The sequence below is a fragment of the Sulfitobacter sp. S190 genome (assembly GCF_025141935.1).
Taxonomy (GTDB): Bacteria; Pseudomonadota; Alphaproteobacteria; order Rhodobacterales; family Rhodobacteraceae; genus Sulfitobacter.
Window position 1 is genome coordinate 1,460,218 of sequence record NZ_CP081120.1, and the last position, 22,993, is coordinate 1,483,210.

At 64.7% G+C, this 22,993-nt stretch carries 27 protein-coding genes and 1 tRNA gene; 17 read left to right on the forward strand and 11 right to left on the reverse strand.

The genetic code is table 11. From position 1 onward, the window contains the following. Positions 1-19 precede the first annotated feature (19 nt). The 6 genes from K3756_RS07475 to K3756_RS07500 all read left to right on the forward strand — a co-directional run bounded on the left by K3756_RS07475 (position 20) and on the right by K3756_RS07500 (position 4,220). Entirely contained in the window at positions 20-754 is a 735-nt protein-coding gene (locus tag K3756_RS07475) for a precorrin-6A/cobalt-precorrin-6A reductase (protein ID WP_259992472.1), read from the forward strand. After that, on the forward strand, positions 736-1,377 hold the full coding sequence (locus tag K3756_RS07480) for a DNA-3-methyladenine glycosylase (RefSeq protein ID WP_259992474.1): 642 nt from the start codon (positions 736-738) through the stop codon (positions 1,375-1,377). Before K3756_RS07475 ends, K3756_RS07480 begins: the two co-directional genes overlap by 19 nt. Then, complete coding sequence (locus tag K3756_RS07485; protein ID WP_259992476.1) at positions 1,374-2,039, forward strand: alpha/beta hydrolase; 666 nt, start codon at positions 1,374-1,376, stop codon at positions 2,037-2,039. Before K3756_RS07480 ends, K3756_RS07485 begins: the two co-directional genes overlap by 4 nt. Before the next feature lie 133 nt (positions 2,040-2,172). Beyond that, entirely contained in the window at positions 2,173-2,757 is a 585-nt protein-coding gene (locus tag K3756_RS07490; protein ID WP_259992478.1) for an HNH endonuclease, read from the forward strand. Further along, the gene (locus K3756_RS07495) at positions 2,747-3,304 is read left to right on the forward strand and encodes a hypothetical protein (RefSeq protein WP_259992480.1); all 558 of its coding nucleotides are present in this window, start codon (positions 2,747-2,749) and stop codon (positions 3,302-3,304) included. The genes K3756_RS07490 and K3756_RS07495 overlap by 11 nt, the downstream gene beginning before the upstream one ends. 31 nt (positions 3,305-3,335) lie before the next feature. Then, positions 3,336-4,220: a DMT family transporter gene (locus K3756_RS07500; protein ID WP_259992482.1), complete on the forward strand. Its 885-nt coding sequence runs from the start codon at positions 3,336-3,338 to the stop codon at positions 4,218-4,220. Positions 4,221-4,237: 17 nt separating this feature from the next. Here K3756_RS07500 and xth read toward each other — a convergent pair whose 3' ends face one another. Together xth and K3756_RS07510 are read right to left on the reverse strand one after the other, a co-directional pair. Continuing rightward, positions 4,238-5,047 (reverse strand): exodeoxyribonuclease III, encoded by an 810-nt coding sequence (xth, locus tag K3756_RS07505; RefSeq protein ID WP_259992493.1) that lies wholly within the window; start codon positions 5,045-5,047, stop codon positions 4,238-4,240. Positions 5,048-5,108: 61 nt separating this feature from the next. Next, positions 5,109-5,432: an iron-sulfur cluster assembly accessory protein gene (locus tag K3756_RS07510; RefSeq protein ID WP_259992495.1), complete on the reverse strand. Its 324-nt coding sequence runs from the start codon at positions 5,430-5,432 to the stop codon at positions 5,109-5,111. Between the two features lie 89 nt (positions 5,433-5,521). Between K3756_RS07510 and K3756_RS07515 the strand changes: the two genes are divergently transcribed. The 8 genes from K3756_RS07515 (at position 5,522) to K3756_RS07550 (ending at position 12,989) form a co-directional block, all read left to right on the forward strand. Further along, positions 5,522-6,667, forward strand: coding sequence for a deoxyguanosinetriphosphate triphosphohydrolase (locus K3756_RS07515; RefSeq protein ID WP_259992501.1), 1,146 nt, complete (start codon positions 5,522-5,524; stop codon positions 6,665-6,667). Positions 6,668-6,722: 55 nt separating this feature from the next. Beyond that, positions 6,723-7,310: a hypothetical protein gene (locus K3756_RS07520; protein WP_259992504.1), complete on the forward strand. Its 588-nt coding sequence runs from the start codon at positions 6,723-6,725 to the stop codon at positions 7,308-7,310. Between the two features lie 99 nt (positions 7,311-7,409). After that, positions 7,410-9,155, forward strand: coding sequence for an arginine--tRNA ligase (gene argS, locus K3756_RS07525; protein ID WP_259992514.1), 1,746 nt, complete (start codon positions 7,410-7,412; stop codon positions 9,153-9,155). Positions 9,156-9,234: 79 nt separating this feature from the next. Then, positions 9,235-10,266, forward strand: a complete 1,032-nt coding sequence (locus K3756_RS07530; RefSeq protein ID WP_259992524.1) for an SPOR domain-containing protein — start codon at positions 9,235-9,237, stop codon at positions 10,264-10,266. After that, on the forward strand, positions 10,263-11,270 hold the full coding sequence (nagZ, locus tag K3756_RS07535; protein ID WP_259992533.1) for a beta-N-acetylhexosaminidase: 1,008 nt from the start codon (positions 10,263-10,265) through the stop codon (positions 11,268-11,270). Before K3756_RS07530 ends, nagZ begins: the two co-directional genes overlap by 4 nt. Continuing rightward, on the forward strand, positions 11,263-12,045 hold the full coding sequence (locus K3756_RS07540; protein ID WP_259992535.1) for a ScpA family protein: 783 nt from the start codon (positions 11,263-11,265) through the stop codon (positions 12,043-12,045). Before nagZ ends, K3756_RS07540 begins: the two co-directional genes overlap by 8 nt. A gap of 4 nt (positions 12,046-12,049) precedes the next feature. Then, complete coding sequence (scpB, locus tag K3756_RS07545) at positions 12,050-12,706, forward strand: SMC-Scp complex subunit ScpB (protein WP_259992545.1); 657 nt, start codon at positions 12,050-12,052, stop codon at positions 12,704-12,706. After that, on the forward strand, positions 12,696-12,989 hold the full coding sequence (locus K3756_RS07550) for a hypothetical protein (RefSeq protein WP_259992547.1): 294 nt from the start codon (positions 12,696-12,698) through the stop codon (positions 12,987-12,989). Before scpB ends, K3756_RS07550 begins: the two co-directional genes overlap by 11 nt. 36 nt (positions 12,990-13,025) lie before the next feature. Here the strand turns inward: K3756_RS07550 and K3756_RS07555 are convergent, their stop codons facing one another. From K3756_RS07555 to K3756_RS07590, 8 genes are all read right to left on the reverse strand, one after another. After that, a complete protein-coding gene (locus tag K3756_RS07555) occupies positions 13,026-14,102 on the reverse strand; it encodes a 2'-deoxycytidine 5'-triphosphate deaminase (protein ID WP_259992559.1) in 1,077 nt (358 codons plus the stop codon). A 64-nt stretch (positions 14,103-14,166) separates the two neighbouring features. Beyond that, positions 14,167-14,243, reverse strand: a tRNA-Pro gene (locus tag K3756_RS07560). A gap of 69 nt (positions 14,244-14,312) precedes the next feature. Continuing rightward, the gene (locus tag K3756_RS07565; protein ID WP_259992569.1) at positions 14,313-15,461 is read right to left on the reverse strand and encodes a MerR family transcriptional regulator; all 1,149 of its coding nucleotides are present in this window, start codon (positions 15,459-15,461) and stop codon (positions 14,313-14,315) included. A gap of 4 nt (positions 15,462-15,465) precedes the next feature. Then, positions 15,466-15,768, reverse strand: a complete 303-nt coding sequence (gene ihfA, locus K3756_RS07570; protein WP_259992579.1) for an integration host factor subunit alpha — start codon at positions 15,766-15,768, stop codon at positions 15,466-15,468. A gap of 97 nt (positions 15,769-15,865) precedes the next feature. Beyond that, the gene (locus K3756_RS07575) at positions 15,866-16,837 is read right to left on the reverse strand and encodes a beta-ketoacyl-ACP synthase III (protein WP_259992582.1); all 972 of its coding nucleotides are present in this window, start codon (positions 16,835-16,837) and stop codon (positions 15,866-15,868) included. Beyond that, positions 16,834-17,913, reverse strand: coding sequence for a phosphate acyltransferase PlsX (plsX, locus tag K3756_RS07580; protein WP_259992591.1), 1,080 nt, complete (start codon positions 17,911-17,913; stop codon positions 16,834-16,836). The genes K3756_RS07575 and plsX overlap by 4 nt, the downstream gene beginning before the upstream one ends. 42 nt (positions 17,914-17,955) lie before the next feature. Beyond that, positions 17,956-18,162: a 50S ribosomal protein L32 gene (gene rpmF / locus K3756_RS07585; protein WP_259992602.1), complete on the reverse strand. Its 207-nt coding sequence runs from the start codon at positions 18,160-18,162 to the stop codon at positions 17,956-17,958. Positions 18,163-18,361: 199 nt separating this feature from the next. Continuing rightward, positions 18,362-18,916, reverse strand: a complete 555-nt coding sequence (locus K3756_RS07590; RefSeq protein WP_259992604.1) for a DUF177 domain-containing protein — start codon at positions 18,914-18,916, stop codon at positions 18,362-18,364. An 88-nt stretch (positions 18,917-19,004) separates the two neighbouring features. Here K3756_RS07590 and K3756_RS07595 point away from each other — a divergent pair, with 88 nt between their 5' ends. The 3 genes from K3756_RS07595 to K3756_RS07605 are packed head-to-tail and all read left to right on the forward strand — an operon-like array spanning position 19,005 to position 22,107. Further along, entirely contained in the window at positions 19,005-19,478 is a 474-nt protein-coding gene (locus K3756_RS07595) for an outer membrane protein assembly factor BamE (protein ID WP_259992606.1), read from the forward strand. A gap of 59 nt (positions 19,479-19,537) precedes the next feature. Then, positions 19,538-20,260, forward strand: coding sequence for a GNAT family N-acetyltransferase (locus tag K3756_RS07600; RefSeq protein WP_259992608.1), 723 nt, complete (start codon positions 19,538-19,540; stop codon positions 20,258-20,260). Between the two features lie 35 nt (positions 20,261-20,295). Then, positions 20,296-22,107, forward strand: coding sequence for an ATP-binding cassette domain-containing protein (locus tag K3756_RS07605; RefSeq protein WP_259992619.1), 1,812 nt, complete (start codon positions 20,296-20,298; stop codon positions 22,105-22,107). Positions 22,108-22,188: 81 nt separating this feature from the next. Here K3756_RS07605 and K3756_RS07610 read toward each other — a convergent pair whose 3' ends face one another. Then, entirely contained in the window at positions 22,189-22,944 is a 756-nt protein-coding gene (locus tag K3756_RS07610; protein ID WP_259992621.1) for an SDR family NAD(P)-dependent oxidoreductase, read from the reverse strand. Between the last annotated feature and the right edge of the window lie 49 nt (positions 22,945-22,993).

Here is a 22,993-nt window from a genome sequence, read left to right on the forward strand (position 1 = left end):
TTGCGCTAATGCTGCGCGGATGACCACCTTGCCCCATATCCTGCTGCTTGCGGGCAGTTTCGAAGCCCGACAGGTCGCCGAAGCGCTTTGCGCGGCGGGCATTGCCTATACGCCTGTGGTGTCTGAATTGCCGCGCGGGGGGCAGCCCCTGCCAAAACCACCGCAACTGCGCGCCTTTGACGGGGCGCAGGGGCTTGGCGCCTTCGTGCAGGAGACAGGGCTGACCGCCATACTCGATGCCAGCCACGTTTTCGACCGCACACTCACCCAACAGGCATTCGGCGCGGCGCGGCGCCTGAACATGCCCTATCTGCGGCTTGAACGTCCCGCGTGGGACGACGCGCAATGCACCTTTGTCCCCGACGTGCGCACGGCCTGTGCTGCGATGACCGCGGGCGCGCGGGCGTTCTGCGCCACCGGTTGGGAAAGCCTGCCGGACATGGCCCGTTTCACCGGGGACCGGATATTCCTGCGCCAGACCCGCCGCCACGACCGGGCAGCCCCGTACCCCTTTGTCAGCCTCAGCTTTGGCGATCCGCCGTTCGATGTGGCGCATGAACGCGCGCTGTTCGCGCGGCTGCGCATTACGCATCTTGTGTGTCGCAACCTCGGGGGCCGCGCCAGCAGGCCGAAATTAGACGCGGCGTTGGCCATGGGGCTGGCGCCGATCCTGATTGACCGGCCGTCACCGCCCGCCGGGCTGCCGACCGTATCGCAAGTGGCGCAGGCCGCGGCATGGGCGGCGGCGCTGTGACGCGGCTCATCACCTGTGACGCGGATGTGGCCGAAGGGGCGGCGTGGCTGGCCGCCCGCGAGCCGCGTTTCGCGCAGGCGTTGGAGCAGATCGGCCCCTTGCCGCTGCGGCTGACGGGCGACGGTTTCGATGCGCTGCTCGGCAAGATCGTGAGCCAGCAGGTCTCCGTGGCCTCTGCCCGCGCCATCTGGGGCAGGGCGCAGGCCGCAGGGCTGACCACCCCCGCCGCCGTGCGCGCCGCGGATGACGCCGCACTCAGGTCCGTCGGGTTCAGCCGTCCGAAAATGAAATACGCCCGCGCACTGGCCGCCGCCGACATCGACTACGCTGCGCTGCGCGATGCCAGTGATGCGCAGGTGATCGAAACGCTCACTGCGGTTCCGGGGATCGGCGTCTGGACCGCGCAGGTTTACGCCATGTTCAGCCTTGGCCGCGCGGATGTCTTTGCCCCCGGTGATCTGGCCCTGCAAGAAGCGGCCCGCATGCTTTTCGCGCTCAACGCGCGGCCCACGCCCGCGGCACTGGCACGCATGGCCGAAGACTGGTCCCCGTGGCGGGCGGTTGCAGCGCGGCTGCTGTTTACGTACTACCGAAGCGAAAAGAACCGGGAAGGACTATCATGACACGGGTGTTGAATTCAGAGCGTCGCGAACCCATCAGCGGCGCGACGCGGTCAGTCGTGGTGTTTTTGCACGGCTACGGCGCTAACGGGGCGGATTTGCTGGGTCTCGCCGATCCGCTGGGCGAGCATTTGCCCGACACGCTGTTCGTGGCGCCCGATGCGCCCGAAATGGTGGCCGGCATGCCCAACGGGTACCAGTGGTTCCCGATCCCGTGGATCGACGGCTCGTCCGAGGAAGAATCCGCACGCGGCATGGCGCAGGCGGTCGAGGATCTGAATGCCTATCTCGATGCGCTGATGGTCGACGAAGACGTGCTGCCCGAACAGGTGGTGCTTTTCGGCTTTTCGCAAGGCACGATGATGTCGCTGCACGTGGCCCCCCGGCGCGAGGATGCGGTGGCGGGGATCGTTGCCTTTTCGGGGCGGCTGTTGTCGCCGGAGACGCTCAAGGACGAAGTGGTGGTGCGCCCGCCGGTGCTGCTGGTGCACGGCGATCAGGACGATGTCGTCCCCCCCCAATCGCTGCCGCAGGCCGCCGAGGCGCTGCAGGAGGCAGGCTGGAGCGATGTCTACGCCCATGTGATGAAGGGCACGGCACACGGGATCGCCCCCGACGGTCTGTCGGTCGCGCTGGCCTTCATGCGCGACAAACTGGGTCTGTAACGCGGCAAACTGCCTGCTGTCCGGGCACCGCGCGCCCTTCGGCTCAAGACTGCGACATCTTGTGGCAAAGCAATGCTTGCCAGCTTCAAACCACGAGATATAGTCAGGTCAAACGGGAAGAGGGCGGTGCAGGATGGACGGCGATTTCAGAACCGAATTTACGCGAAGTCCCAGTCGGCTGAAGGATCGGCCTGCGCTGGTGCTGAACGCCGATTACAGACCGCTCAGTTACTACCCGCTGTCGCTCTGGGCGTGGCAGGATGCGGTCAAGGCCAAGTATCTCGACAGGGTGGATATCGTGGCTGAATACGACGACTGCGTGCACAGCCCCACAACCACCCTGCGGATCCCGTCGGTTGTTGTGCTCAAAGACTATGTAAAACCCCAAAAGCGCGTGGCCTTCACGCGCTTTAATTTATTTCTGCGCGACGAATTCCGCTGCCAGTACTGCGGCGCGCGGGGGGATCTGACCTTCGATCACGTGGTGCCGCGCGCCTCGGGCGGGGTGACGAGCTGGCAAAACGTGGTGGCGGCGTGCAGCCCGTGCAACCTGCGCAAGGGCTCCAAGGCGCTGCACCAGACCGGCTTCAACCTGCGCAAACCACCGCGCCAACCGGGCGCCGAAGAGCTGCGCAACATGGGCCGCAAATTCCCGCCGGGCCACCTGCACGAAAGCTGGATGGATTTTCTCTACTGGGATGCCGAGCTTGAGGCCTGACGACCCGATCCGCGAACCGGCAGACGACCCTTCCAACAATCCCCGCTTTCTCGAGCTTCAGTTCGAGGCCGGCAACCAGCGGATCATGGCGGCGGTGCGCAAGCTCGACCTGATCGAATACGCCGTGATCATCGGCATCGCGGCCGTCTATGCCTTTGCCTTTACCGCGCCAAAGACGACGGGTGTGAGTATTTACCGTTTTGCCCTGTTTCTGCCTGTCGGACTCAGCCTGTTCGCGGCACAGCGCACGCATATGCAGATCCTCTATATCCACGCCTGCGCTGCATATGTGCGTCAGGTCGAACACAAATTGTCGGCGCATTTTGCGGCGTTCGGCCAACCGTTACACCATCAGGGGTGGGAAGAGTGGTACGCCACCCAGACCCACGTCCAGGCGGCCCACCGGCGCTACCGGTTCATCCTGTGGTTCGGGATGCTGGCCCTGACGACGGTGGTTGCCCTGACCTTCGGGTGCGCCACCCCGGCCTGCAACGTGACCGAATGGCTCGATGTGATCCCCAACCGGGCGGTCACGACACCCGATTGACCGCGCTGACCGCTTGCGGCACTTAGCGGGTATGAACACCGTATCCCAGACCACCCGCGCGACATTGATCGTGGTCCTTACGGGGCTGTTGTGGGGATTTTACTGGTGGCCGGTACGGACGCTGGAATCCCTCGGGCTGACGGGGGCGTGGGGGACCGTGGGCATTTCAATCGCGGGGCTGGCCGTGCTGATCCCGGTCGGGTGGCGCAAGCGGCACGTGCTGAGGCACGCGGACCGTATCGGCACCCTGTCGGTGTTTGTAGGGGGCGCGGCCTTCGCGCTGTACTCCATCGGGTTTATCTACGGGCGCGTGGCGCTGGTGATCCTGCTGTTCTTTCTCACGCCGGTCTGGAGTACGCTGATCGCACGGGTCGTGCTGGGGCGCAGCACACCGCTGATGCGGATGATGGCCATCGGCGTCGGCCTGGCAGGGCTGACCGTGATGCTCAGCGCGCAGGGCAATCTGCCGGTGCCGCGCAATCTGGGGGAATGGATGGGGCTGGCGTCGGGGCTGTTCTGGGCCATCGCGTCCACCGGCATCCGCGAACGCTCAGAACTCGGCGCGCCCGAGGCGGCGTTTGTCTTTGTCGCAGGGGCGGCCATCATGGCGGCCGTGCTGGCGCCGCTGCTCGCGCCCTTGCCGCAATCGGTCGAGGTGATGGCCGCCATCCCCGTCGCGGCGGTGACGGGCGTGATCTGGTGGGGCATCTCGATGGGATTGCTGATGTGGGCGACCGCGCGTCTGGATCCGGCACGCACGGGCATCCTGCTGATGAGCGAGGTGCTCGTCGGTGCGGCCTCCGCCGCCGTGCTGGCAAGCGAACACCTCAGCGCGCTTGAAATGACCGGCGGCGCGCTTGTGCTGCTGGCGGGCCTGCTCGAGGTCTGGCCCGAAAGAACCGGACGCGTGGCCTGATCCGTCAGGCCGCAGTCCTACAGATCCAGCTCGACCCAGATCGGAACATGATCGGACGGTTTGTCACGGCCGCGGACATTCTTGTCGATCTGGCAATCGCGCAGATGATCGGCGGTATAGGGACATAGCAGGAAATGATCGATGCGGATGCCGTTGTTGCGGTTCCATGCACCGGCCTGATAATCCCAGAAACTGTAGTGTCCGGGTCCCTGCGTGCGGGCGCGGAACGCATCGGTGAGACCAAGGTTCACCAGCGCACGCCACTTGCCCCGCGACGCGGTGCGAAACAACGCATCTTCGCGCCAGCTGTCTGGCTTGGCGGCATCCTCGGGTTGCGGAATGATGTTGAAATCGCCCGCCATGAGAAACGGTGTCTCTTCGGCCAGCAGCGCCTCTGCGCGGGCGTGCAGGCGGTCCATCCATCCCATCTTGTAGGCGTATTTGCCACCCGCCACGGGGCTGCCATCGTCGTTCAGCTCGACCGGATTGCCGTTGGGCAGATACAGACCACAGATGCGCACCGCATCGCGCGCCCCCACGACCGTCGCCTCGATATAGCGGGCCTGTTCGTCGTCCTCGTCACCGGGCAGGCCGCGCGTGACATCCTCCAACGGCAGTTTGGACAGCAGGGCAACGCCGTTAAACGACTTTTGCCCGTGGGTTTCGACGTTATAGCCGCGCTCTTCAAAAACCTCCCGCGGAAAGGCTTCATCGACCGATTTGATCTCCTGCAGGATCGCCACGTCCGGCTGCGCCTCGTCCAGCCACGCGGGCAGCGCGTCGATCCGGGCCTTGATGCCGTTGATGTTGAAGCTGGCGATTTTCATGGAGGGCTCCTGTCAGGTGTCCCTCATGCTTTGCCGCATTCGGCGCAGCGGGGCAAGACCGCTACATGGAGAACGACGTGCCGCACCCGCAAGACGACGTGGCATTGGGGTTCTCGATCACGAACCGCGCCCCGATCAGTTCCTCGGTGAAATCGATCACCGCATCGGTCAGAAACGGCAAGGACACGCTGTCGATCACGACCCGCTGGCCATCGCCCTCAAGGACCAGATCATCGGTTTTCGCGTCATCCAGTGCAATCTCGTACTGGAATCCCGAACATCCACCGCCCTCGACGGCAATACGCAGCGCCTTGCCCTCGTCGGCGGCACCGATTTCGGACAGACGCGCAAAGGCGCGGGGGGTAACTTTGGGTGGCAGGTTCATGGCGTCGCTCTTCGGTTTCCAAATCGCTGTAACTGCAATATAGAAACCCAGCAGACAGGCTACAAGCACATCGCGGGAGAAGATCACCCATGCGCGCCCCCTATGCTTCGGATCCTGCCACCGCCCGGGGACGGCGTGTGCCAGAGGACGAAAGCTCTTTCCGCTCGTGCTTCCAGCGCGACCGTGACCGCATCATCCACGCCAGCGCCTTCCGGCGGCTCAAGCACAAGACGCAGGTTTTCGTCGAACACGAAGGCGATTACTACCGCACACGCCTGACCCACTCGATCGAGGTGGCGCAGGTGGCCCGCACCATTTCGGGCGCGCTGCACCTGAACGCAGAGCTGACCGAGGCGGTGGCACTCGCCCATGACCTGGGCCATCCGCCCTTTGGCCACACCGGCGAGGACGCGCTGGAAAAGATGATGGCGCCCTACGGCGGGTTTGACCACAACGCGCAGGCGATCAAGATCGTCACCTCGCTGGAGCGGCACTATGCGGGGTTCGACGGGCTGAACCTGACGTGGGAAACACTCGAGGGGATCGCCAAACACAACGGGCCCGTGACCGGCGATCTGCCGCATGCGCTGGCGGACTACAACGCGCTGCATGATCTGGAACTGGACACCCACGCCAGCGCCGAAGCGCAAGTGGCCGCGCTGTCCGATGATATCGCCTACAACAACCACGACCTGCACGACGGCTTGCGGGCAGGGCTGTTCAGCGAGGACGAAATCGCCGCGCTGCCCATGGTGGGGCCTGCCTATGCCGAGGTAGACCGCGTGCATCCCGGGCTCGACAGCTACAGACGGCGCCACGAAGCCCTGCGCCGCGTGTTCGGTGTGATGGTATCGGATGTGATCGAAACCTCCCGCGCGCTGCTGGATGACGCCGGTGCCACCTCCGTGGCCGACATCCGGCATGTGGGCCGTCCGGTGATCCGCTTTTCCGACCCCGTCTGGGCCGAGCTGCGCGAGATCCGGCAGTTCCTCTTTACCCGCATGTACCGCGCCCCTTCGGTGATGAAGATCCGTGCCGAGGTGACAGAAGTGGTGGAGGAGCTGTTTGTCCTGTTTCTGGGCCGACCCGACCTGTTGCCGAAACACTGGGCGCGGGCCGTGAGCGCGGCTGGCGGGGACAAGCTGCTGCTGGCACGGATGGTCAGTGACTACATCGCGGGTATGACCGACCGCTTCGCCTTGCAAGAACACGCCCGCCTGATCGGTGACGGCTAGAACCCGCCCCGCCGCTGCGCTAGGCTGCGGGGATCAGAGACAAGGAAAGACACCGGTGAACGAACCAACATCCGTGACGGCGCAACGCCTGATTGTCGTGGGGGCCTGTGACGGGCTGGGCGAAAGCCTTGTGCGGGCGCTGATGGGCGATCATGCACAGGTCGTGGCGATGGACGCCGACGCCCGCGGCCTTGCCCGCCTGCAAGGGCCGGACGCCGCGCGCGTGCCGACGCTGCCGCTTAAGGGACCACCGGCCGGGGCGCTGGGCCGGATCGGCAACGCCTGGGGTGACGCGCCGCTGCATGGCGTGATCAACCTGATGCCGCTGCGCAGCCCCGGTGAGCTTGATCTCAACCTGTCGGTCTTGCGGGCCATTGCGGGCGGGTTTTATGCGGCACTGCGGGCGCACCGCGCGCAGGTCATCACCGTCGTGGCGCGGCCCGCGAACCCCTCGCAGCTGGCGCAGGCGGGGCTGCTGCCGATGATCCTGCAAGCACAGGACACGCTGGCCCACGATCACGATACACACCGTTTCAACACCGTCAGCCTGCCCAAGGGCGACACCAGCGCGGCGCATCCCACCGTCATGGCGCTTTTGCGCGGGCAGGCGGGGCCGCTGTCGGGCGCGCATCTGCGGCTGTGACGCGGACGGTCGGCCGCGAAACGCACCTTTGCACGCACATTCATTGACGCGGGCGGTGGGGGTGGTATTTGGGGCGCAACCAATCAGTAGAGCACACAAATGAACCTTTTCGCCGATATCCGCAGCCTTGTGATCGACACGCTGGACACGCTTGTCTCGCAAGGCCAACTGCCGCAAGGGCTGAGCTTTGACAACGTCACGGTTGAGCCGCCGCGCGATGCGGCCCACGGCGACATGGCGACCAATGCGGCGATGGTGCTGGCCAAACCCGCCGGGCTCAAACCGCGCGACATCGCCGACGCGATTGCGCAGGTGCTCGTGCAGGACGACCGGATCACTGCCGCTGACGTGGCGGGGCCGGGGTTTCTCAACCTGCGGCTGGCCCCTTCGGTCTGGCAGGGCGTTGCGGGCGCTGTGCTGGCCGCCGGAACAGGCTTCGGGCGCGGCAGCATGGGCGCGGGCAAACGGGTCAACGTCGAATACGTCTCGGCCAATCCCACGGGTCCGCTGCACGTGGGCCATACCCGCGGCGCCGTGTTCGGTGATGCGCTGGCCAGCCTGCTGGACTTTGTCGGCTACGACGTGACGCGCGAATACTACATCAACGACGGCGGGGCGCAGGTCGACGTGCTCGCGCGGTCTGTCTATCTGCGGTATTTGGAAGCCCACGGGCAGGAAGTGGCCTTCGAGGACGGCACATACCCCGGCGACTACCTCATCGCCGTGGGCGAGGCGCTCAAGTCACGGGTCGGTGCCGGCTATGTGGACCAGCCGGAAGACGTCTGGCTGGCCGATGTGCGGACCTTTGCGACCGAAGCGATGATGGATCTCATTCGGGCCGACCTGAAGGCGCTGGGCGTCGAAATCGACACGTTCTTTTCCGAAAAATCGCTCTACGGCACCGGTCTGATCGAAGGGGCCATTGCCGATCTGCAAAACAAGGGCCTGATCTACGAAGGCGTGCTCGAGCCGCCCAAGGGCAAAAAGCCCGAGGACTGGGAGCCGCGCGAGCAGACGCTCTTCAAATCCACCGATCACGGCGATGACGTCGACCGCCCGGTCAAGAAATCCGACGGCAGCTGGACCTACTTCGCCCCCGATATCGCGTATCACTACGACAAGGTGCAGCGCGGTTATGACCTGCTGATCGATGTGTTCGGTGCCGACCACGGCGGCTATGTCAAACGGATGAAGGCGGCGGTGTCGGCGCTATCGGGCGGGACGGTACCGCTCGACATCAAGCTGACGCAGCTGGTGAAGCTGTTCAAGAACGGCGAGCCTTTCAAGATGTCCAAGCGGGCAGGGACCTTCGTGACCCTGCGCGACGTGGTGGATGAAGTGGGCGCGGATGTGACCCGTTTCGTGATGCTGACCCGCAAGAACGACGCGCCGCTGGATTTCGATTTCGACAAGGTGCTGGAACAATCGCGCGAGAACCCGGTGTTCTATGTCCAATACGCCCACGCCCGCGTGTCGAGCGTAAAGCGCAAGGCCGCGCAGGCGGGCATCGACGTAGGCGCGGACGCGCTGGAATCTGCCGATCTGTCCAAGCTTGACCACGACGCCGAACTGGCCCTGCTGCGCAAAGTGGCCGAATGGCCGCGCCTCGTTGAAACCGCGGCCCGCACGAACGAGCCGCACCGCGTTGCCTTCTATCTCTATGAACTTGCAGGAGATTTGCATGGTCTGTGGAACCGCGGCAATGACGATCCGTCGCTGCGGTTCATTCAGGAGGACGATCCTGCAACATCACAGGCAAAAATCGCGCTGGCACAATCCGTAGCAATTGTAATTGCATCGGGCTTGGGTATTCTTGGCGTCACACCGGCCGAAGAGATGCGCTAGGCATCCGGCAGACCGGCGGACGAGCAACCCAAACGATCAGACCCGTGCGGCAATGTACCCTGCGGGCAGCGAGGCAACGATGGCAGATTTTACTCACGTCCCCGAAACCGGGGGCGCGCAAGGCTTTTACCATTCCGGTGCAGAACCCGTGTCGCGGACCGCAACACTTGGCAAGCTGACCAACATGGCCGGGGCCGCCGTGTCGCTGGCGCTGATCGCCGGGGTGTGCGTCTGGGGCTATAAACTGATGGTCCGGGATGTCAGCGGCATTCCTGTCGTGCGTGCGATCGAAGGCGATATGCGTGTGCGCCCCCTCGATCCCGGCGGGCAGCTGGCGCAGCATCAGGGGCTGTCGGTCAACGCTGTGGCCGCCGTGGCCGACGGACGCCCCGCCGACACGGTGCGTCTGGCGCCGCAACCCACCGATCTGGCCGAAGAGGACCAGCCCATGCCGGCGTTGCAGGTCGCGGATGCACCTGAAGTGGTCGATCCGCTGTCACAGGGCGCGCCCCTTGGCGAAGCAATTGCCGTTTCCGCCGATGCGCCGGCCCCCACCAGCGCCGAAATCACCGCGGCCCTGCAATCGGGCGAAGTGCAGGATCTCGTGGCACAGCTGACCGACGGTGTCGCCCCCTTGGCCGCGCTCGACACCGCGCCCGCCACCGTCGCCGCTCCGAGCACCGACGCGCAGGAAATCCCCACGATCACGGCCCCCGTGGATGCCGCAGGCGTGGTGCAAATCTCGCTGCGCCCGCCGGTTGCGCGCCCCACGCGCCCCACAGAGGCGCCGCAGACCGCCACACCCGCAGCCGCCTCCGCATCCGCAGGCAGTACCGATCTCGATCCCGCCAGCCTGCCTGCCGGCACCCGGCTGGTGCAGCTTGGCGCCTTTGACAGCGCCGACATCGCCCGCGAACAATGGGCGCGGCTCAACGGCAAATTCGGTCCCTACCTCGAAGGCAAAAGCCGCATCATCCAGAAAGCCACCAGCGGCGGGCGCACCTTCTACCGCCTGCGCGCGCATGGCTTCAGCGACATCGCCGATGCCCGCCGCTTCTGCTCGGCGCTCGTGGCCGAAAGCGCCGATTGCATCCCGGTGGTGACCAGATGAGCAGGTTCGGCGCGACAATCCTCGACGCGGACGGCCTGCGCCTGACGCGCGAGGAAAAAGCGCTGTTCCGCGATGCCAATCCTTTCGGGTTCATCCTGTTTGCCCGCAACATCGACACGCCCGACCAGGTGCGCGCGCTGACGTCGGATTTCCGCGATGCGGTCGGGCGCAATGCCCCGATCACGATCGATCAGGAAGGCGGGCGGGTGCAGCGATTGCGCGGCCCCACGTGGCGTGAATGGCTGCCGCCGCTGGATTTCGTGACCGCCGCCGGTTCTCGTGCCGCCGAAGCGATGTACATCCGCTTTCGCCTGATCGCGCACGAGCTCTGCGCGCTTGGCATCGACAGCAACTGCGCCCCGATGGTCGATGTTCCGGGGCCGGGGACGCATGAATTTCTCTACAACCGCTGCTACGGAACGGACGTCTCCACCGTCACGACCATGGGCAAGGCCGCGAACGACGGCATGCTCGACGGTGGCGTGCTGCCGGTGATCAAACACATCCCCGGCCACGGTCGCGCCACCGCGGACAGCCACTTTGACCTGCCGCGCGTCAGCGCCAGCCGCGCCAGTCTCGAGCGTGACGATTTCGCCCCCTTCCGCGCCCTGCGCGACACCCCCATGGGGATGACCGCGCATCTGGTCTATGACGCCATCGATGACCGGCCCGCGACACTGTCGCCCAAGGTCATGCAGGCGATCCGCGAGGACATCGGTTTCGAAAACCTGATCATGACCGACGACATCTCGATGAAGGCGCTCACCGGCTCGCTCACCGATCTGTCGCGCGGTGCGCTGGCGGCGGGCTGTGATGTGATCCTGCACTGCAATGCGCCACTGTCCGAACGCGCCGAGGTCGCCAATGCCGCAGGCGAGATGTCGGATGCTGCGCAGTCGCGTGCCGAACGGGCGCTTGGCTACCGCCGAACCCCCGATGATATTGACATTTCCGCCCTCGACGCGCAGCTTTCAAAGCTGTTGGGCGGAGCGGGGCATGGCTGAAACACTCTTTCAGGAAGACAGCCAATCGGTGGCCGAAAGGCTGGCCGCAGAGGCGCTGATCGTGGATGTCGACGGCTTTGAGGGCCCGCTCGATCTGCTCCTGACGCTCAGCCGCACACAAAAGGTCGATCTGCGCAAGATTTCCGTGCTGCAACTGGCCCGCCAGTATCTCGCCTTTGTCGAGAAAGCCAAACAGCTGCGGCTTGAACTGGCCGCCGATTATCTGGTGATGGCCGCGTGGCTGGCGTTCCTGAAATCGCGCCTGCTGCTGCCCCCCGATCCCGCCGAAGAAGGACCATCGGGCGAAGAGCTTGCCGCCCATCTGGCGTTTCAGCTCGAGCGGTTGCAGGCCATGCGCGACGTGGCCGCCCGCCTGATGGCGCGTGACCAGCTGGGGCGCGATTTCTTCGCCCGCGGTCAGACCCAGATGGTCGAGCGGGTGCGCAAGGTCACCTATACCGCGACGCTGCTGGACCTGATGCAGGGCTACGCGCGCATCCGGACCCGCGATGAATTCCGCCCCTTCGTGATGGACCGCGAGGCGGTGTTCACCATGGAACAGGCGCTGGAGCGGATGCGCGGTCTGATCGGCTATGCCGGCGACTGGTCGGACCTGACCAGCTATTTGCCCGAAGGATGGGAAAGCGATCCGGTCAAACGCCGCTCGGCCACCGCCGCGACATTTGCCGCCTCGCTCGAATTGGTGAAAGAGGGGCATCTGGAAATCCGGCAATCGGATGTCTTTGCCCCGATCCACCTGCGCAAGAAAGATTAGGATCATGTCGGAAGATATTGAAACGCCAGAAGAAAGCCTGTTCGAAGCCCCGCCGATGGCCGAACAGGAGCGCATGATCGAAGCCGTGCTTTTTGCCAGCGCGGAGCCGGTGACGCTGAATGATCTCGAGGCGCGCATGCCCCACGGCAGCGACGCCGCCGAAGCGATGGTGCATCTGCGCAAACGCTACGAAGGACGCGGCGTGCAGGTGATGCGCGTGGGCGATGCCTATGCCATGCGCACGGCCGCCGATCTGGGCTTTCTGATGCAAAAGGAAACGGTCGAGGTGCGCAAACTCAGCCGCGCCGCGATCGAAACACTGGCGATCATCGCCTATCACCAGCCCGTCACCCGCGCCGAGATCGAGGAGATCCGCGGTGTGTCCGTGAGCCGTGGTACCGTGGACCAGCTGCTCGAGCTGGAATGGATCCGCTTTGGCCGCCGCAAGATGACGCCCGGTCGGCCTGTCACGTTTGTGGTGACGCAGACGTTTCTGGACCACTTCGGCCTCGAAAACGCGCGCGATCTTCCGGGGCTTAAGGAGCTGCGGTCCGCGGGATTGCTGGAAAACCGGCCCCCCCCCGGCAGCATGCCCCGGATCGGCGAAGGCGAGGATGAGCCGGAAGCCGCCGAGGGGCAGAGCGAACTATTTGAAGACTGACCGCAAAATTGCCTTAATTGTCCCTATATTAGAAACGAACGAGCAAACGGCACCAAAAAGGGCTATCGAAATGAATCAGATTATCAACATGGTCACGCGCCTTTTCATGCGCAAACTGGTCAGCAAGGGTATCGATGCAGGCTTCAACAAGGCATCGAAGATGCGCAAACCCAAGGCAGACGGCGCGCCCCACGACGAACGCCGCCAGCGCCAGGCCGGCCGGCAGGGCGCAAAACAGGCCAAGCAGGCGATGAAAGTCATGCGCCGCGTCAACAAATTCTGAACGGCGTCAGCGTGACGGACGCAAACGCAAGGCGCCTCAGGGCGCCTTGAAGTGTTTGGACAGCTTCAAACCCTGTCCCTGATAGTTCGATGCGATCCCCGCCCCATATAGCTGGGTCGGCGCTTCATCCATCCGCTCGTAGACCAACCGGCCCACGACCTGCCCGTGCTCGAGCACGAAGGGCGCCTCGTGGCAGCGCACTTCCAGCACACCGCGCGACCCCGACCCGCCCGCCGCATCATGGCCAAAGCCGGGATCGAAGAACCCTGCGTAATGCACGCGGAATTCACCCACCATCGCCAGATAGGGAGCCATTTCGGCGGCATAATCGGGCGGGATGGTCACGGCCTCGCGGCTGACCAGAATATAGAATGCGCCGGGGTCCAGAATGATGTGGCCCTTGTCGCTGTGCACTTCTTCCCAGTAATCGGCGGGGGCGTATTCGCCGATCCGGTCCAGATCGATCACCCCCGTGTGCGGTTTGGCGCGGTATCCCACCAGCGTGGTCCCCGCAAGCCGCAGATCGACGCTAAAGCCCAACCCTTCGTCGATCACGGCCTCCCCGTCGACCAGTGGCGTCTGGGTATGTAGCGCGCGCAGATCTTCATCGCTCAGCTGGGCATCACCGGCGCCAAAGCGGATCTGGTTCAACCGCATGCCGGGCCGCACCAGCACCGAAAAGGACCGCGGGCAAATTTCGGCATAAAGCGGCCCGCTGTATCCTTCGGCGATGCGGTCGAATTCCGTACCGCCGTCGGTGATCGTGCGCGTGAGCAGATCGAGCCGCCCGGTCGAGCTTTTGGCATTGGCCACCGCTGAGATGTGCCCGGGCAGGTCCAGCCGCTCCATCAGCGGCACCACGTAAACACAGCCCTTTTCCAGAACGGCACCGTCGGTCAGATCGACGCGGTGCATTTCGAATTCCGACAGACGGTCGGCGACCTTGGCACCGTGACCGGCCAGAAACGACGCCCGCACGCGGTAGGCCACATGCCCCAACCGCAGATCAAGGCTGGCGGGTTGGATCTGCGCAGGCTCAACCGCAGGCTCGGCGGCGATCTGGCCCTCCGCGATCATCACTTCCAATTGCTGGTTCGGGATCACGCCGGGCATCAATGCATCCTTTTGATGTGCAAAACGCCCGCACCGGCAAGGTGCGAGCGTTTTGTGTATGTCGTGGTCGGGCTAGCAGGACTCGAACCTGCGACCTTCCGTCCCCCAGACGGACGCGCTACCAGGCTGCGCCATAGCCCGACATGGGGGCGTTCATACCCGATATGCCGCCGCGTGCAAGGGGGAATTGCGCCGAAAGTCATGCGCCGGTCAGTCTTTTTTGGGGGCCGATTGACGGCGTGCCGCCATCTTGTCACGCAGGGCACTCAACTGCTCGAGCAGGGGCGCCAGATCGGCCGCGGCTGCCGGTGTCACACGCCGCGCGCGGAATGCCGCGCTCAACGCGCCGCTTTCGGCGTGAAACTCTTCTTCGGCCAACATCGGGGGCATGCCGATGTCACGGGGCCGCGACGGGGCAGCCGGCGTGTCGGCGGTGGTTTCCGGCGCGGGCGCTTCTTGCGCTGTGTCGGCGTCCTCTTGCGCGGGGTCGTCCTCGGCAGGGGGGGCGACCGTCTCGATATCCTCCACCTCTGCGGTTTCGGCGGTCTGCGGCATGTCGCTCACATTGTCGGCGCTGTCTTGCGGCGGCGCGGGGGCGGCATCCTCTTCCGGAGCAATCGGTGTCGGTGCAGGCTCTTGCAAGAATGCGGGAAGGGGCGAGATTTCATCCGCATCCGCATCCGCATCCGCATCCGCATCTGCGACCGGCGCAGGGGCGTCGCGCGTCTCTTCCTCCGACGGCTCGGCCCTATCCTCAGACGCGTCCGCTGCGGCCACGGGGGCCTCCTCCGGCGCGGGGGCCGCAGGCGCATCACCAGTTTCAGAGGGGTTGACCTCGACAGTCTCGACCGCAAGTTCGTCAGCGTCAGCGTCAGCGTCAGCGTCAGCGTCAGCGTCAGCGTCAGCGTCAGCGTCAGCGTCAGCGTCAGCCTCAGCCTCAGCCGCGGGTATGTCTTGCGTCTTTTCTTCTTCGGGTGCGGCCACGCGGGCCTCGAAGGGCAGCACAACGCCTACGGGATCTTCCGCTTCGGGGGCTTCCGTCATCGGCGCGTCTTCGATCACCGGCGCATCCTGCGCCTCATCATCCAGCGGGATCGACAGCGCGGCAACATGGCTCATGCCTTCTTCGCGCAGGATCTTCTGAACACCCTTGATGGTCAGCCCGTCGTCGTGCAGCAGTTTCTTGATGCCACCGAGCAATTGCATGTCGGCAGGGCGGTAATACCGGCGGCCACCCGCGCGCTTGATCGGCTTCACCTGCGTGAACTTGCTTTCCCAAAAGCGCAGCACATGCGCCTGGATGCCCAGCCACTCGGCTACTTCGGAAATGGTGCGGAAGGCGTCGGGCGACTTGGACATCGGTTCAGTGCTTGTTGCCGTCCGCGACGCGGTCTTTCATCAGATGCGAAGGACGGAAGGTCAGCACTCGGCGCGGGTTGATCGGCACTTCCTCGCCGGTCTTCGGGTTGCGCCCGATTCGGGCCGACTTGTCGCGCACCGAAAACGTGCCAAAACTCGAAATCTTGACCTGTTCGCCACGCACCAGCGCATCGGACATTTCATCCAGAACGGTCTCTACCAGCTGGGAGCTTTCGTTGCGCGATAAACCGACTTCTCGGAACACGGCTTCACTGAGATCCATACGCGTCAATGTCTTGCTGGTCATAACGTCCCCCAATTTGAGATTGGGCAACTGTGTCGATCTTGGCTTTTGAAGTCAATATCAGTACATTGCGGACTGCGCTGCATTCAACCTATTGGGGTTACCAGCGCAAGACCACCGCACCCCAGGCCAGCCCGCCGCCGATCGCTTCGGTGACCAGAAGATCGCCGCGCTTGATCTGCCCGCGCGCGTGCGCCACCGACAAAGCCAGCGGAATGGAGGCCGCCGACGTGTTGCCGTGATCCTGCACCGTGACGACCACCTGTTCCATCGGCAGGCCCAGCTTTTTCGCGGTGCCCTCGATGATGCGGATGTTGGCCTGATGCGGCACGATCCAGTCGATATCGCCGTCGGATACACCCGCCCGCTCCATCGCGGTGGTGGCGGTCGCGGCCAGTTTGGAGACCGCGTGGCGGAACACCTGGTTGCCCTGCATGCGCAGGTATCCGGTGGTGCCGGTCGACACGCCGCCGTCCACATAAAGCAGATCGCGGTGGCTGCCGTCGGAATTGAGATCGGTCGACAGGATGCCGCGGTCCTGTGCGGTGCCGTCGCCGTCCTGCGCCTCAAGCAGAACCGCGCCCGCGCCATCGCCGAACAACACGCAGGTGCTGCGGTCGGTCCAGTCCATGATGCGGCTGAATGTTTCGGCCCCGATCACCAGCACGCGGCGCGCCTGTCCCGACAGGATCAGCGCGTTGGCATTGCTCAGCGCAAAGACAAACCCGGCACAGACCGCCTGTATATCAAAGGCGAAACCTGTTTTCATGCCCAGCTGCGCCTGTACCATCGTGGCCGCCGAGGGAAAGGTCAGATCGGCGGTGGACGTGGCCAACACAACGGCGTCGACGTCCTGCACGTCGGTTCCCGCCATCTCCAGCGCCGCGCGCGCAGCGGCGGTCGCCATGGAGGATGTCGTCTCGTCGGGGGCGGCGAAATGGCGCCGCTCGATGCCCGACCGGCTGCGGATCCACTCGTCCGTCGTGTCGAGCGATTTCTCGAATTCGGCATTCTCGACAACGCGTTCGGGCAAATAGTGGCCCACACCGGTAACGACGGCACGTAGTGTCATTCTGCCTCTTTCTCGTCTGAGGGGAGGGCCGCGGCCACGCGGGCCGCCAGCTTGTCGTTGAACCCGTTCTCTGCCAGTTGCGCGGCCAGCTTTATCGCGGCCGACACGCCGGTGGCATCGGCGCCGCCGTGGCTTTTGACAACTGTTCCGTTCAGTCCCAGAAACACGCCGCCGTTCACGCGGCGGGGGTCGATCTTGCGCCGCAGACGCATCAGTGAGGTATAGGCCAGCAATGACGCGAGCCGCGACAGCACCGAGTATTTGAACGCCTCGCGCAAGCGGTCCCCGATCAGGCTCGCCGTGCCTTCGCCGGTCTTGATCGCGACATTGCCGGTAAATCCGTCCGTGACGATTACATCGGCGGTGTTGCCGGAAATATCGCCACCCTCTACAAAGCCCACGAACTCGAACTGCGCGGTCTCCTGCTGGTCGCGAATCAGATCATAGGCTTCCTTGAGCTCGGTGCGGCCCTTGTGCTCCTCGGTGCCCACATTCAACAACCCGATGCGCGGCCGGTCGACGTTCAGACCGTTGCGGGCATAGGACATGCCCATCAGCGCAAAGCGCAGCAGATCATCGGCATCGGCCCGCACATCGGCGCCCACGTCCAGCATCACGTTGAAACCCTGGCTGTTGGACGAGGGGTACAGCACCGCGATGGCGGGGCGGTTGACGCCGGGCAGCTTGCGCAGCCGGATCATCGACAGCGCCATCAATGCGCCGGTGTTGCCGCACGATACGGCGACGCTGGCCTCGCCCGACCGGACCGCCTCGATCGCGGACCACATGGAGGTGTCTTTCCCCGACCGGACAACCTGGCTTGGCTTGTCGTCCATCGTGACCACGCCCACCGCCTCGCGGATTTCGCAGCGGTCGCGCAATTCGGGATGCTTGCCGACAAGCGTTTCCAGCTCGGCGCGGGGGCCGTGCAGGATGAACGCAATGTCGGAATTGATCTTGGCGGATATGAGGCAACCGGCAACCACTGCTGCCGGTCCCTGATCGCCCCCCATCGCATCCACCGATATGAGGGTACGTCCGGCTGTCGCGTTTTGCTGATCGGGCTGGGCCGTCATACGGGTGCGAAAGCCTTTGAGTTACCTTTGGTCAGACGCAGCTTATGCCGCGTCTTCGTCGAGATCAATCTCGTCGTTCAGGGCAACGATCTCGTTGTCGTCATAGTGGCCGCATGCCGCGCAAATGTGGTGCGGGCGCTTCAGCTCGCCGCAGTTGGAACATTCGTTGGGGTTCGCTGCACTCAGCGAATCGTGAGCACGACGGTTGTTGCGACGGGATTTGGAAACTTTATTCTGTTGGACAGCCATGTCTGGTGCCTTTGCTCTCGGGGCCATGAGGCAACGCACGATTGCGTCCCGGGCCGTGTTGAAATCGAACTCCCCTAACGGGCGTGGTGTGCGTTTAGGCAATGGCCCGCACGATGTCCAACGCTAATTGGGGGGAGGGCGGCAAAATACTGCGAAATTCTGCCGGCGCAAGCGGCATTTTCGGTGTTTTGCGGGGGTTTCAGCTGTCCTTGTCGTCCTCCAGCCGGGCCTTGAGGTCGGCCAGCCCGGCAAAGGGGCGCGCATCTTCGTCGGTCATCGGTTTCTTGCCCGGCTCGGTCACGGCGACAGAATCGATCCCGGCACCATCCTTGCGCGGATATTCGGGCAGGTTCAGCGCCAGTGCCTCCAGCATGATCGCGGCCGGATCGATGCTCGTGCCCAACGGCTCGCGGGTGTCGTCCTCGGGCATTTCGGCCTCTGGCTCATCGGTTTCGGTATAATCGCGCAGGAACGTGCGTGCCACCGGCGCCTCGATGCGGGTGGTCACGGGCTCCAGCGTCACCACGCAGGGCTGGATCACGGTCGCGCCCAGACGGGCCTGCAGCACCCAGTCGCTCTTGCCCTGGGGCCGCACGTCGCCCTCGAACGACAGCTTGCGCAGCCCGTCGAGCCCCAGCTCCTGCGCGATTGCCTGCAGCTGGGCCTTGTCGGGACGCAGGTTGAAAGCGGTCGGCCCCGACTGGGACAGATCGGAGACACGCAGACTTGTGGTGCTGGGGGACGTGGACGACATGATCTTGTGCTTTCGTTTCTTGAACCATCAACGCAATTTGGTATATGCGAGATAGAAGCCAAGGCGTTAAAGGGCAAGGGGCCGGACAATGCAGAAATATCGCAACGCACGCACCCTGCGTCACGTCATCGTCGCCACCGCTGCGGCCGTGGCCCTGTCGGCCTGTGCGCCGACGATCAAAAATCACGGCTACATTCCGCCTTCCGAAGATCTCGACCTGATCACCGTGGGCGTCGATACACGCGCCAGCGTCGAGGAAACGGTCGGCGCGCCGTCGACCGCCGGTGTGGTCAACAACAGCGGCTTTTACTACGTGCGCAGCCAGCGCAGCACGCTGGGCTTCCTGCCGACACGCGAAACCGAACGCGAAGTGCTCGCGATCAGCTTCGATACCGACGGTGTCGTCACCAACATCGAACGCTTCGGATTGGAACGCGGGCAGGTGGTGCCGATCTCGCGGCGCGTGACCGACGCGGGCGTCGAGAACAAAACCTTCCTGCGCCAGCTTCTGGGCAACCTGTCACGCTTCTCGCCTGCGGGTCTTGGCGGCGGCGGCACCTGATTGCAGCCAGCGCACATCACGGGCCATCGCCCGCATCTGCCGACGGTCGCGGTGGCGCAATGACGCCGCTGCACAAGGGGCGGTACGTATTGCACACAGGGGCCGGCGCAGACGATCTGGCGCAGGCGCGCGCCCTGCGGGCCCTGTGCTTTGGCACCCCGATGCCCGACGGCGACCGCTTCGATGCCGCCAGCCGGCACATGCTGATCCGAGATGCCGACACCGGCGCGCTGGTGTGCTGCTTTCGATTGCGCCTGCTGAACGGGGCCACCCTGCACGACAGCTACGCCGCGCAATTCTACGATCTCGGGCGGCTTGCCGCCTTTGACGGGCCGATGCTGGAACTGGGGCGGTTCTGCATCCACCCCGATTGGCAGGACCCCGACATCCTGCGGCTTGCGTGGGCGGGCATGACGCGGATCGTGGACCGCGATGGGGTGATGCTGATGTTCGGCTGCTCGTCCTTTGCGGGCACCCAAGCCGCCGTACACCGCGATGCCTTTGGCGTGCTGCACGCGCGCCATCTGGCCCCGGCGCGCTGGCGGCCCGGTGTGCACGCGGCCGAAACCGTGCCGCTCGGGACCCTGGGGTCCACGCCCCCCGATCAGAAAAAGGCGCAATCCGGCATGCCGCCGCTGCTGCGGACCTATCTGCTGATGGGCGGCTGGGTCAGCGATCACGCCGTCATCGACCGCGACCTTGGCACGCTGCACGTGTTCACCGGCCTCGAAATCGGCGCCATTCCCGAAAACCGCAAAAGGCTTCTCAGGGCATTGGTGTGATTGACCTTTGCCCCCGCAGGCCCTAGCTGGCGTGCATGGCACGTGCACCCCTTCTTCAGCTCACCGATATTTCACTCACCTTTGGCGGCGATCCGGTCTTTGACGACCTGTCACTCGTGGTCCAGCCGGGCGACCGCATGGCGCTTGTCGGGCGGAACGGATCGGGCAAATCCACCTTGATGAAGGTGATGGCATCCTTGGTGGAGCCCGACCGCGGGGCCGTTGTGACAGGTCCGGGCGTCAGCGTCGGCTACATGGAACAGGATCCCGATCTGGCGGGCTTCGCCACTTTGGGTGATTTTGCCGCCCACGGGCTCGAAGCCTCCGAGATGTACAAGGTCGAACGCGCGGGCGAGGGGCTGAAATTCGACCCCGCCCGCCCGGTGGAAACCGCCTCCGGCGGCGAACGGCGGCGCGCGGCGCTGGCCCGTCTGATGGCGGCCGAGCCCGAACTGATGCTGCTCGACGAACCGACGAACCATCTCGACATCGAGGCGATCGCGTGGCTGGAAACCGAATTGAAAACAACCCGCAAGGCATTTGTCGTCATCAGCCACGACCGCGCGTTCCTGCGCGCGCTCACCCGCGGCACGCTCTGGGTCGACCGGGGCGATGTGCGGCGGCAGGATGTGGGCTTTGACGGGTTCGAGGCGTGGCGCGACAAGACCTGGGAAGACGAGGACATGCAGCGCCACAAGCTCAACCGCAAGATCAAGGCCGAGGCGCGGTGGGCCGTCGAAGGCATTTCCGCACGGCGCAAGCGCAACCAGGGCCGTGTGCGCGCCCTGCAGGACCTGCGCGCCGAGCGCAGCAACCAGATAAAGCGGCAGGGCACGGCAGCAATGGCGCTGGACGCAGGGCCCAAATCGGGCCGCAAGGTGATCGAGGCCGAAAGCGTCGCGAAACGCTTCGGCGACAAACAGATCGTGCGGGATTTCTCGCTCACCGTCATGCGCGGCGACCGGATCGCGCTGGTGGGCCCCAACGGCGTGGGCAAGACGACGCTCCTGAACATGATGATCGGTCGCGAAACACCCGACAGCGGCACCATCAAACTGGGCACCAACATCGCGCTGGCGCTGTTTGATCAGGCCCGTGCCCAACTGGATGGCGACATGTCGCTATGGGACAGCCTGACCGGCGATCCCGACATGCGCGTGTCCGGAAAGGCCGATCAGGTGCTGGTGCGCGGCCAGCCCAAACACGTCGTCGGCTACCTCAAGGAATTCCTCTTCGACGAAGCCCAGGCGCGCGCGCCCGTGCGGTCCCTGTCGGGCGGCGAAAAGGCGCGGTTGCTGCTGGCCAAGATCATGGCCCGCGAAAGCAACCTGCTGGTGCTCGATGAACCGACCAACGATCTCGATGTCGAAACGCTCGACCTGCTACAGGAATTGCTGGGCACATACGATGGCACCGTCATCCTTGTCAGCCACGACCGCGATTTTCTGGACCGCGTGGCCGCCACCACTATCGCCATGGAAGGCGACGGGCGTGCCACGGTCTATGCCGGCGGCTGGTCGGACTATATCAACCAGCGCGGACAGGACGATTTCGCCCAAAGCGTGGTGAAATCCAAAACCGCCGCCCCCAAGGCGGACACCCCGGGCACAAAGCCCAAATCAGGCCTCAGCTTTACCGAAAAGCACCGCCTCGAAGCCTTGCCTGCCGAAATCGAACGGCTCGAGGCGGAGATCGCCAAGCTCGAAGAGCTGATGAGCGACCCCGAGCTTTTCACCCGCGAACCGGTGAAGTTCCAGAAAGCCACCGATGCGCTGGTGGCACGGCACGAAAAGCTCTCCTCCGCCGAGGAAGAGTGGATGCTGCTGGAGGAAAAAGCCGCAGGCTGACGCACGGGTCTTCATCTTGCCCCTAAACTCCGGGGGAGGGTCCGGCCCCGCCGGGCCCCGGGGGCAGCGCCCCCGCCACGCTCACCGCATCCGCAACGCCCCATCAAGCCGGATGACCTCACCGTTGAGATACCCCATGCCAACGATGAAGGCGGCCAGCCGCGCAAATTCCTCCGGATCACCCAACCGCGGCGGGTTGGTCACTTCGGCGGCCAGACTGTCCTGCACATCCTGCGGCAAACCGGCCAGCATGGGCGTCGCGAAAATGCCCGGTGCAATCGTCATCACGCGGATGCGGTCCTTGGCCAGATCCCGCGCCATAGGCAGGGTCATGCCCACCACGCCCCCCTTCGAGGCCGCATAGGCGGCCTGCCCGCGCTGCCCGTCAAAGGCCGCAATAGAGGCGGTGTTGATGATCACGCCACGCTCGCCCCGGGCGTCAGGGTCATTGCGGGCCATCGCGGCCGCGGCCACACGGGCCACGTTGAAGCTGCCCACAAGGTTGATATCGATCGTGCGCTGGAATGGCTCCAGCGGGTGCGGACCCTCGCGGCCCGTGGTCTTGATCCCGACGGCGATACCGGCGCAGTTGACGGCCGTGGTCAGCGCGCCCATCCGTTCGCGGGCCACATCGATTGCCTGTTCCACCGACGCGCTGTCGGTGACATCGGTCTCGATAAAATGGGCCCCGATCTCTTCGGCCACCGCGCGGCCGCGCGTCGCATCGCGGTCCAGCAGGCAAACCTGCGCCCCCTGCGCCGCAAAATGGCGGGCGGTTGCTTCTCCCAGACCCGATGCAGCGCCGGAAATGACCGCTGCCGTTGATTTGATATCCACCCTGAAGGCTCCTTATCTGAACGTGTGTTCAGATAACCACGGCGCGGCG